This is a genomic window from Hoylesella timonensis 4401737 = DSM 22865 = JCM 15640 (assembly GCF_000455445.1).
Taxonomy (GTDB): Bacteria; Bacteroidota; Bacteroidia; order Bacteroidales; family Bacteroidaceae; genus Prevotella; species Prevotella timonensis.
Genome location: NZ_HG417097.1, coordinates 145,035 through 156,367, shown reverse-complemented (window position 1 = coordinate 156,367; position 11,333 = coordinate 145,035). Strand labels below are relative to the sequence as shown.

Genomic DNA, 11,333 nt, shown 5'->3' with positions numbered 1-11,333 from the left:
AGCATGTGAATAACACCTCTATTGAGTGTTTCCAAGAGCATTAAGTCCATGTTTCAGCTAAAAAAGACGTTTATTTTGTTCAAATTAGCCCATTTTTGCATCTCGTTTGCCTATTAAAATTTTCTATTTTGAAGATTTTAGATGGTCGATTTTTGGTAAAATAATAGGACAAAAACGCCAGATACCTTTGCCAAAAATGATACGGTGAAAAAAGACACAGCTCTTTCGTGGAAGAGTCATTTTTGTACAACAAATGAAAGTAAATGAGAGATGCAATGCACACAAGCCATTTGATGTGCTTGATTTATTAGATTTGTTGGGGAAACAAAAGAACAAAAATTGGTTTTTATCATCGTTCATCTATGTTAAACGAAAAAGGCGATGTCTATTTGATAGCATTTTCGATAAAAAGCTTTGAGTTATCATTAAAATATAGTATTTTTGCACTTCAGTATACGTAACGCATACTCACAAAAGGGGAGAGATGATAACGTTTGTTAAAAAATCGTTGATTATATCTAATTAGTAAGCATATTTTTTTCTAACATTTAATACTTAAATTTCAATCATTTATGTGGTTAATCAATTCATCTATTGGTAGGAAAGTAGTGATGTCGGTAACCGGTGTCGCACTTATTCTATTCCTGACATTTCACATGTCAATGAATATTGTGGCTCTCTTTTCTGGAGATGCCTACAATACGATTTGTGAACTTCTGGGTGCCAACTGGTATGCGGTAGTAGCTACGATTGCACTTGCAGCACTAGCTGTGTGTCACATCGTCTATGCCTTCATCCTTACGGCACAAAACCGAAGAGCTCGAGGGAACGAGCGTTATGCTGTTACCCAAAAGAGTTCCAAAGTAGAGTGGGCATCTCAAAACATGTTGGTTTTAGGACTCATCGTGGTTTTGGGTATGATTCTTCATTTGTACAATTTCTGGTACAATATGATGTTTGCCGAAATCTTTCACATTGCCGATCCGTTAGGCAATCCTGCTGATGGTTTTGGTTACATTCAGGAAACATTCTCACAGCCTTTGTATGTTGTATTGTACATCATTTGGTTGTGCGCTTTGTGGCTTCATCTCACTCATGGTTTTTGGAGTGCTATGCAAACCCTTGGAATCAGCAATAAAATTTGGTTCAACCGATGGAAGATCATCGGTGAGGTATATGCCACATTATTAATGCTTGGTTTCCTTGTAGTTGTTCTCGCATTTGCATTTGGCTGCGCGCCGAGTTTGTGCTGTGCGTAATTGTTTAATCTTATAATAGATAAGGAAGAATATTATGACACAAATAGATTCTAAAATTCCTGAAGGACCAGTAGCTGAGAAGTGGACCAATTACAAGGCTCACCAGCGTTTGGTTAACCCAAAGAATAAATTAAAATTGGATGTCATCGTTGTTGGTACAGGCTTAGCAGGTGCCAGTGCTGCCGCTTCATTGGGCGAGATGGGATTCAATGTATTCAACTTTTGTATTCAAGACTCGCCTCGTCGTGCACACTCTATTGCTGCACAAGGAGGTATCAATGCTGCCAAGGATTATCAGAATGACGGTGACTCTGTTTATCGTTTGTTCTATGATACCGTAAAAGGTGGCGACTATCGTGCTCGTGAAGCTAACGTTTACCGTTTGGCAGAGGTGTCGAATGCTATCATCGACCAATGTGTTGCACAAGGCGTACCATTCGCTCGTGAATACGGAGGTATGCTCGCCAACCGTTCGTTTGGTGGCGCACAGGTAAGTAGAACCTTCTATGCCAAAGGTCAAACAGGTCAGCAGCTGTTGTTAGGTGCTTACTCATCACTGATGTGTCAAGTACATGCGGGCAAAGTAAAGCTCTATACACGTTACGAGATGGAGGACGTTGTCATTATTGACGGTCGTGCTCGTGGTATCATAGCCAAGAACTTGGTGACTGGTAAGTTAGAGAGATTCTCTGCCAATGCCGTAGTAATCGCCACTGGCGGATACGGAAATGCTTATTTCCTCTCTACCAATGCAATGGGATGTAACTGTACTGCTGCCGTTCAGTGCTACCGTAAGGGAGCTTATTTTGCTAACCCTTCGTATGTACAGATTCACCCCACCTGTATTCCTGTACACGGTGACAAGCAGTCGAAGCTGACGCTGATGTCAGAATCGTTGCGTAACGACGGTCGTATTTGGGTTCCTAAGAAGATTGAAGATGCTAAGGCATTGCAGGCAGGAACGAAACAAGGCTGGGAAATACCAGAGGAGGACCGCGACTACTACTTGGAGCGTCGCTATCCAGCATTTGGTAACTTAGTACCTCGTGACGTGGCTTCGCGTGCTGCGAAGGAGCGTTGCGATAAGGGCTTTGGTGTGAACAACACTGGTTTGGCTGTGTTCCTTGACTTCTCTGAGTCGATCAACCGATTGGGACTTGATGAAATCATGCAGCGTTATGGCAACCTCTTCGAGATGTATGAAGAGATTACAGACGTGTTCCCTGGTGACATGGCGAACGAAATCAACGGTGTAAAGTACTACAAACCCATGATGATCTTCCCTGCTATCCATTATACCATGGGTGGTATCTGGGTAGATTATGAGTTGATGACCTCTGTCACAGGACTGTTTGCCATCGGTGAATGCAACTTCTCTGATCATGGTGCTAACCGCTTGGGCGCTTCAGCGTTGATGCAAGGTTTGGCAGATGGTTACTTTGTGTTGCCATACACCATTCAAAATTATTTGGCAGACCAAGCTGTTTGGCCACGTCTTTCTATCGATCTTCCTGAGTTTGAAGAGGCAGAAAAGAAGGTACAATCAGAAATTGACCGTTTGATGAACATCAAGGGTAAACGCTCTGTCGACTCTATTCACAAGGAGTTGGGTCACATCATGTGGGAACATGTGGGTATGGGTCGTACCAAGGAAGGACTTGAAGAAGGCTTGAAGATGATAGCAGACTTACGTAAAGAGTTCGATACCAACCTGTTTATCCCAGGAACAAAAGAAGGTCTGAACGTTGAGTTGGATAAAGCTATCCATTTGCGTGATTTCTTATTGATGGGCGAACTTGTTGCTTACGATGCCATCTCTCGTAATGAGAGTTGTGGAGGTCACTTCCGCGAGGAGTACCAAACACCTGAGGGAGAGGCAAAGCGTGACGATGAAAACTATTTCTATGTAGGTTGTTGGAAGTACCAGAATAATGATGAAACCGCCCCCGAGTTGATTAAAGAGCCACTCGAGTACGAGGCCATCAAGGTACAAACACGTAATTATAAGAATTAATCGTTAGTTTTTGAGTCTCTTAGTTTTTAAGTTTTTGAGTTTCTCCACTGGCTTATCAACCCTGTAATTGACGAAGTAAAGCATTAAGATGGGCACTTTTCGAGATTTATCCGTTTGGCAAAAGAGCATGAATCTTACTCGTAAGGTTTATGAGTTAACTGCTTCTTATCCTCAAGAAGAGCGATTTGGACTTGTTAGTCAAATGCGTCGATGTGCCGTTTCCATACCTTCAAATATATCGGAGGGTTATGGCAGAGAGACAAACAATGAGCATATACGATTTTTGTACATATCATTGGGTTCGTGCAACGAGTTGGAAACGCAGCTCATCTTATCTAAAGATTTAGCTTTCGTTACAACAAATGCTTGTCAAGAGCTGATAAACTTAGTAGATGAAGTTTCAAAAATGCTCAAGTCTTTAATTTATACAGAAAAGTACAAGTAACCTTTTTAGATAGGTTTCACGGTGCAAGTCAGTAAAAGAAGGAACTGAAAAAACTTAAAAACTCACAAACTCATAAACTCATAAACTCAATACACCATGTCAAAAAATATAAGTTTTACAATTAAATTTTGGCGTCAGAACGGTCCTAAAGACAAGGGACATTTTGACACTCACGAGATGAAGAATATCCCAGACGATACTTCTTTCCTCGAAATGCTTGACATCCTCAATGAGGAACTCATAGAGGATGGTAAAGAACCGTTTGTTTTCGATCACGATTGTCGTGAAGGTATCTGCGGTATGTGCTCACTCTATATCAATGGAGTGCCACACGGAAAGACAGAGCGTGGAGCAACAACCTGCCAGTTATACATGCGTCGTTTCAACGATGGAGATGTCATTACTGTAGAACCTTGGCGTTCAGCAGGCTTCCCTGTCATCAAAGACTGTATGGTAGACCGTGCAGCTTTCGACAAAATTATTGCAGCTGGAGGTTACAACACCATTCGTACAGGACAGGCACAAGATGCTAATGCGATCCTAATACCGAAGGAAAATGCCGACGAGGCGATGGACTGTGCTACCTGCATCGGTTGCGGTGCTTGCGTTGCAGCATGCAAAAACGGCTCTGCGATGCTCTTTGTGAGCTCCAAAGTTAGTCAGTTGGCATTGTTGCCACAAGGTCGTCCTGAGGCTGCCAAGCGTGCCAAAGCCATGGTTCTGAAGATGGATGAATTAGGATTTGGTAACTGTACCAACACCAGAGCGTGCGAAGCAGTGTGTCCAAAGAATGAGTCAATTGCAAATATTGCTCGCCTCAACCGCGAGTTCATTACGGCAAAGCTTAAGGACTAATCGCTTTTGTGACTAAATTTGACATCCGAGAACATCGCTGGTTTTTTGTACCATGCGCATCGGAAAAGGATAGAGCGATGACTCTTGTGGCGTTGTATCGCAGTTAATTTGCGTCAAGACGTGAGGATTTGTCGTCTGTCCATATGATTCAAGCCTGTATACTACAAAAAGTGTACAGGCTTTTTTAGGTGCTGTCAAGCAAGGCTGGTGCTTCCTCCTCTGTATTCGCAACAAACGACAAAATCTGAGATAAATGACGAATGTGTATGCATTATTCATGTCTTTTTGCTCACAAACAATTGAATTTTGTTTCAAAACTAAAACTTTTTTGTAATTTTGTAGAACTAACCAACATAAGCAATCATTTAATAGCTATAATATTTATTAACTCCATGATGCGGCTAAGGGTCGCTTAATTGTTCTTTACGGCAATGAGAGACCTGTCGCAACGTATTTTTATGAAGAAAAACTACTTACTGACACTGGCCATGACCGCAGCGTTCATGACCGTGCAAGCACAGTCGGAGTCATCGTTCCGGCTGGTACAGCAGTCGTTATCCAATCTCGATAACGAACCTGCCCCCGTATTTCCATTGCCAACAGAGCGACAAATGAAATGGCAGGAAACCGAGTATTATGCCTTTTTCCACTATGGTATGAACACATATACCAATATGGAGTGGGGAAAAGGCAACGAAGCCGAGAGCCTTTTTGCACCTACTGGCAAGCCCGATCCGCGTCAGTGGCTTGAGGCAGTGCGTGATGCGGGTATGACAGGCGGTATCGCTGTGGTGAAACACCACGACGGGTTCTGCTTGTGGCCCACAGAAACCACTAAGCACAGCGTTGTCCGTGCGGGCAACGAGAATGGTAGATCGCTTAATCTTCCACAGTCGTTTGCGGCTGCTGCCAAGGTGTTGGATATGAAATATGGCTTTTATGTATCACCATGGGATCGAAATTCTGGACTCTATGGCACGCCGAGATACGTTAGCGAGGTGTTCCTTAGACAGTGTGCAGAGCTGGCGCAGTATGGTACCGACCAGTTTGAGATGTGGTTCGATGGTGCCAATGGTGGCGATGGCTATTACGGGGGGCGCAACGAAACCGTTAGTGTAGACCGAGATACTTACTATGATGTGCCCAATCTGCGTGATTCTATACATAAAGTTTGTCCCGACATTATCCTCTGGGGAGTTGGTGGAGAAGCTCGATGGATAGGCAATGAACAAGGATGGGCTGGAGAAACCAACTGGAGTCCCGAGGACAGAGGATATGCTCCCGAGGGGAATGGTATGTATGGAACGGAGAACGGGTGGATATGGTTCCCTGGAGAGAGTGATGCCAAGTTCACCGACAAGGGATGGTTTTGGCACGAAGGTGAACGCCCCATGAATGCTGAACGTACTTTCCAAATGTATCTTGAGACTATGGGACGCAACTCCACCCTGATACTTAACTGTCCTCCCGATAAGCGTGGACTGTTGCCCGACGCTACGGTGAAGGCATTGAAGGCGTCAGGCGATCTACTTAGAAAAAGACTCGGAAACGACCTTGCGCGCTTGGCAACCGTCACAGTCACCGATCAGCGCGGTAATGGTGCAAACAGAGATTATAAGCCAAGCAATATGACAGATGCGAACAAAGATACCTATTGGGCTGCCAGTGACGGTGTGACAAAGGGTACTATCACCCTGACATGGAACCAACCACAAACCATTAGATATGTTTCCCTCATGGAGTATATTCGTTTGGGACAGCGTATTCGCAAATTCCATTTAGAGATTTCCGAGGATGGCCAAACCTTTAAGCCCGTGGCACAGGGTGTTACAACCACCACGGTAGGATATAAACGCATTGTTCCTCTCAACGGTTCCACAGTCCAGAGTTACGGCACAGGTTACAAAGTCAAGGCTCTGAGAATTGTCATTGACGACGCCAAGGCGTGCCCAACTCTGCACACAGTGAGTGTATTTTAGTGCTCAAGGCAGTTTGGAAACAATGAAAACAATAGATAACGAAAACATCAAACACAATATATGAAAACCATCAAACACCTTATAATAATGGCTGGGATATTATTCCCACTCACAACAACGGCTCAGTCTATAGGGTTTGAGCAACAAGACTACAAGTCAATCGGCGTTTATGACACATGGGAACACTCGCCTTTCCGCACAGGAAAACTGCAAGGTAATGTCGGTATCATCGCCAACCCGCACACTGAGACGGATGAGATATTAGGCGCAGCCCCCAATCCATCAGCCAAAGTCTTGGCTTTTCAACGTTCTCGATTCGCTTCTAACACCTTCGGAGCACGCATCGATCTTCAACAACCGTTGAAACTCAAGCCTACTTTGCAGTACGTTCACGTCATGCTACACAAGCCTGTGGCTGGTCGAGTGATGCTCATTGGCTTGGGTAAACGCGTTGAGCGCAACGACCAATCAAAGGAGACGGAACAGTTTTGGGTGCTGTCTACCAACAAAGTTGAACCTGACCAATGGGTAGATGCCGTGTTTCCTATCAAAGGAGCGGAGGGAGTGGACGTGCATTCGCTCGTTGTAGTACCCGACAATGAGTCTCCACACATGCTCACCGAAGACTTTGCTGTGTACATCGACTGCATTGCGGTGAACGACAAGCCCACCACGCAAACCCAGCGTGAAGACTATCCGTTGAACATTGACAAGGAAGCTCATTACACTCGTACCAACAGAGGACTGCTTAGCATTTCGCTCAACGGCAAGGAAGCAACGGTGGCTGGCAGTATCACCAAGCAAACGCCTGTCTACAGTTCTATAGACCATGTTGATTTCATCGCCAAAGCAGGCGAAACTCTTCAGCCTGCTTTCAAATACAACGGCACTTGGATGCACGGATATGTTTACTTAGACTATGGCAGGGACGGGCGATTTGATACGAATTTGGCAGCCGACGGAAAGCCTGTACAGGGCAGCGACGTGGTGACTTATTCCTTTTATGCACAAAATCCCAAAGACGATTCGCAAGGGTTCAATTCTTTAGGACAAGCTATTTCTGGCAATGACCGCAATATTCTCAACCCACCAGCATTCACCTTGCCTGCCGATATGCAGCCAGGATTCTACCGTATGCGTTACAAGGTTGACTGGAACTGTATAGATGCGGGCGGAAATATAGCCTCTTCCAATCACATTATCAATAATGGTGGGGCTATTGCCGACATCCGACTCAATGTTCACCGTGACCAAGTGCGCATCACCAATGCACAGCGTAATGGCGACGTGCTCGATGTAGACGGCAATTTTCTCGATAAACAAGTGCCATTTGGTAAACCAGTAACCATTAAGATGCGCCCCGAGAACGGGTTTACCTACAAAGGAATACGCGTCAGACATGGCTACAATCTGCAAGGCGATAGCCTTATCCATGGCGTAGCTCAATATCGTGATGTGATTGTGAAGAAGTCGTCGTTCAACGAAAATGATAGTTATACCTTACCTGCTGAGCTTATTGACGGTGATGTTGTGGTAGAAGGATTGTTTGTAAGCATTGGTTCTCCAGAAGCAAACGATTTCTACAGCATTGGTTTTGACAAGAACCAACCCAACAAGCACGCTTCCAGAAGGCTTAACGCTGTGCTTCTGAATCAGCAGGAAGTAAATATCGACAACCCTAAAAACGTGTACCACAATTTGACGCAGCACGTTTTAGTGGCATCAGCTGGCACACAAGTAGCCCTTGGTGTCAACTAAAGTGGCAGTTGGATGCAGACCCTTGTGTATGTGGACAAGAACAAGAATGGTTATTTCAATTGGAAACAGCCACTCGATGGGGGACAATTGACGTTCGAAGGACAACCTGTCGATGGCATCAAGGTGCCATACGGACAGTCTTTCACCGTGCAAATGAAGCCCGAGAAGGGCTTCAAGCTCGGTTCGGTAAAGGTACGACACGGCAACCTTGCCGCCACAGACTCGCTCATCAATGGCATGGCACAGTATGTAGAGACGGATGCGAGTGAACTTCAACAGGGAGTCTATCTTTGTAAAGGTAAAAAAGTAGTGGTGCGATAACATTTATAAGTTAGGAGGTAAGTATTGATAGCAATGCTTACCTCCTTCTCAATATCGTGATATTTCTACAAAGAAAAAGGTCCAAAAGGTGGCATTTGTAAAGTTAGTGATACGCAGCATGGAAGAATAATTAATGCTGAATTTTCTTTACAAAGACCCTCTCAAAACTCGCGTGTAAACAACCAACGGCAGAGTTGGTCGCAAATACGCGAATTATGAGCGAGGTTCATAACGTGTTGTTATTTAGGGTGTTATGCTTAAGGTGTCTCTTTTTATTCCCTTTTTTGCCATTATTTTTCGACTAAAGCAATGAGATAAGCTTCTTATTTGCATGCTTTAATGCTGTTGAAGCATGTGAATAACACCTCTAAAGAGTGTTTCTAAGACCGTTAAGTCTATGTTTTAGTTTGAAGAGGCATTTATTTTGTTCAAATCAGACGATTTTTGCTTGTCGTTTGCCTATTGATTTTTTCTATTTTGAAGATTTTAGATGGTCGATTTTCGGTAAAATAATAGGACAAATACCTCAAATGTCTTGTCCCCAAAAGATAAGAATGTAGAAGTCACAATTCTATCATAGAAGTGTCCGTGTTACTACAACAAATGAAACAACAGAAAGCGAACGAAGTAAAGGCTGGTTCTATAAATTAGCTTTATTGATTAGCGTTGAGCAGTCGTTTACTGAAATATCTCACAGGATACCACACAGCTGCCCAGCCCACAATAATTACGGTTAGGAAGATAAAGGCAATATCCCAGTAGTGTACACTCACGGGATAGGCATTCACAACGAAACTGCCTGCTTGATGACCCAGTGATACCAATCCAAAAGTTTGTTGAAGCCAGCACAGTAATAGTCCTAAGGCAATTCCAACGACAGCCCCGATGACGGCTATCATGCGTCCTTCATACAGGAATATTTTTGTGATTTGCTGGTTGCTGGCACCTAAGTTTTGCAATGTTATCACATCCTCTTTCTTATCAATCATGAGCATGGAAAGCGAACCGATGATATTGAAACAAGCAATGACCAAAATAAAAGTTAAGAAGAAATAGGCAATGATTTTCTCAATTTGCATAATCTTAAAGGTGTCTGCTTGTTGTTCGAAGCGATCCAATACCTTGTATTTATCGCCTACGATGTGTTGAATTTCCTTTTGTGTCTCCTTGAGGTCGCTCCCCGCTTTTAGTCTCAGTTCCAACGAAGTAATTCGCCCTTTCATATCAAACAGCTGTCGTGCAAAGTCAATGGAGGTAATGATATGCCCTTTATCGTATTTGGCTTGATTTACGGAGAACACCACACCTGGCGATAAAAGAGAATCAACGACAAATCCGTCTCCGGGATTTGACATATCCAACTGACCTATGCGTTTGGGCGCATAAATCTTGATAAAGCCGTCCCACGATGCTCCTACATCCAATGATTGTGCCAATCGGATGCCAAGAACACCATATTCTAAGTTGCCAGCATGTAGCTGATATTCTCCATCTCCATACAGAATATCTTTAATATGGGTTAAACTGTCAAAGTTGTCTTCTACTCCCTTAATCGTTACCATGGCTTGCTTGTCTTGATACATAGCAATCGCCATTTCTTCAACGTTTTCGGTGGATACCGCAACCTGTTTTAGTTGTTTCACCTGTTTCAACAGCTTGTCTTGTGCATCTGCCGATTTTCCTTGTGTTGGAACAATCTCTAATTGCGGATCAAAGTTTGTCAGAAACGATGCAACCAAGTCGTGAAATCCATTGAATACACTCAGTACGATGACCAATGACATGGTGGCAACGGCAACGCCTATCATAGAGATGATGGAAATAACGTTGATGGCGTTGGTACTCTTCTTGGAGAAAAGGTAGCGGTGGGATACGAAAAAAGGGAAATTCATGCGTTACTTGTTCACTGATTTTGTGAAACTTTGCGGATTTACTTCTTCAACAGTTCATCGATATGCTCAATGTAATCAAGACTGTCGTCAATGAAAAAGCGCAATTCGGGAATGATTCGCAGTTGGTTTCGCATTCTCGAACCCAATTCATAACGTATGGATTTGTTGTTCTTATTGATATTTTCTAAGATTTCATCGCCTTTTTCGGAGGGAAAGATACTCAAATAAGCCGTGCAAACGCTCAAATCAGGACTGACACGTACTCGGGTAACACTTACCATGACACCATGCGTAGCTCGAGTTTGTGACTGAAAAATAACAGCAAGTTCTTTCTGAAGCAATCTTGCAATGCGGTTTTGTCTTGTTTCTTGCATAAAACTTCTATTTTAAGGGTGTATCATTTTAGTGAAAGACAAAGATACTTATAATAGTTGACAATTAAATCTTTTTTCGTATTTTTGTGCCGATGGTGACAACTCCTCCAACAAAACCTCAGGCAAGAATATTGGAGTTAGATTTTCTCAAGTGTGTCTTTATTCTCTTGATGATAGTCTTTCATCTTGTCTATATTGGCAATCGTTATCCTGTTGCCAAGGCTTTTGTGTACACATTCCACATGCCTGGATTTCTTATTATTTCGGGTTATCTGCTCCATGTACAGAAGCCTGTTCCGCAGTTCTTGTGTTATATACAGTGGATTTTCGTACCTTATTTGCTGATGGAGAGTGGGTATGTGGTCATGGCATCCGTCTTACCCATTCGTGAGCATATTCAGCAACTCACCTTTGGCTTGTATCTTGATAAACTGTT

The 11,333-nt window shown here is 43.4% G+C and carries 10 protein-coding genes; 8 read left to right on the top strand and 2 right to left on the bottom strand.

Going from position 1 to position 11,333, the window contains the following annotated elements:
* Window positions 1–572 precede the first annotated feature (572 nt).
* The 7 genes from BN35_RS09005 to BN35_RS08975 all read left to right on the top strand — a co-directional run bounded on the left by BN35_RS09005 (window position 573) and on the right by BN35_RS08975 (window position 8,631).
* Window positions 573–1,259: a fumarate reductase gene (locus tag BN35_RS09005; protein WP_025072897.1), complete on the top strand. Its 687-nt coding sequence runs from the start codon at window positions 573–575 to the stop codon at window positions 1,257–1,259.
* 34 nt (window positions 1,260–1,293) lie between these two features.
* Window positions 1,294–3,273: a fumarate reductase/succinate dehydrogenase flavoprotein subunit gene (locus BN35_RS09000; RefSeq protein ID WP_008123784.1), complete on the top strand. Its 1,980-nt coding sequence runs from the start codon at window positions 1,294–1,296 to the stop codon at window positions 3,271–3,273.
* Between the two features lie 88 nt (window positions 3,274–3,361).
* A complete protein-coding gene (locus BN35_RS08995; protein ID WP_025072899.1) occupies window positions 3,362–3,718 on the top strand; it encodes a four helix bundle protein in 357 nt (118 codons plus the stop codon).
* A 96-nt stretch (window positions 3,719–3,814) separates the two neighbouring features.
* Window positions 3,815–4,573 carry a succinate dehydrogenase/fumarate reductase iron-sulfur subunit gene (locus BN35_RS08990; RefSeq protein WP_025072900.1) on the top strand — a complete coding sequence of 253 codons (759 nt, stop codon included), beginning with the start codon at window positions 3,815–3,817 and terminating at the stop codon, window positions 4,571–4,573.
* Window positions 4,574–5,031: 458 nt separating this feature from the next.
* Entirely contained in the window at window positions 5,032–6,552 is a 1,521-nt protein-coding gene (locus tag BN35_RS08985) for an alpha-L-fucosidase (protein WP_025072901.1), read from the top strand.
* Window positions 6,553–6,639: 87 nt separating this feature from the next.
* On the top strand, window positions 6,640–8,310 hold the full coding sequence (locus BN35_RS08980) for a hypothetical protein (protein WP_051275193.1): 1,671 nt from the start codon (window positions 6,640–6,642) through the stop codon (window positions 8,308–8,310).
* 12 nt (window positions 8,311–8,322) lie between these two features.
* Window positions 8,323–8,631, top strand: coding sequence for a hypothetical protein (locus BN35_RS08975; RefSeq protein WP_028901121.1), 309 nt, complete (start codon window positions 8,323–8,325; stop codon window positions 8,629–8,631).
* A 653-nt stretch (window positions 8,632–9,284) separates the two neighbouring features.
* Here BN35_RS08975 and BN35_RS08970 read toward each other — a convergent pair.
* Both BN35_RS08970 and rbfA read right to left on the bottom strand, forming a co-directional pair.
* Window positions 9,285–10,523, bottom strand: coding sequence for an FtsX-like permease family protein (locus BN35_RS08970; RefSeq protein WP_025072902.1), 1,239 nt, complete (start codon window positions 10,521–10,523; stop codon window positions 9,285–9,287).
* A 38-nt stretch (window positions 10,524–10,561) separates the two neighbouring features.
* Complete coding sequence (gene rbfA / locus BN35_RS08965) at window positions 10,562–10,897, bottom strand: 30S ribosome-binding factor RbfA (RefSeq protein ID WP_025072903.1); 336 nt, start codon at window positions 10,895–10,897, stop codon at window positions 10,562–10,564.
* Window positions 10,898–10,989: 92 nt separating this feature from the next.
* On the opposite strand from rbfA, the gene BN35_RS08960 reads away from it, so the two are divergent.
* The coding region (locus tag BN35_RS08960; RefSeq protein ID WP_044071419.1) for an acyltransferase family protein at window positions 10,990–11,333 on the top strand (344 nt) is incomplete at its 3' end.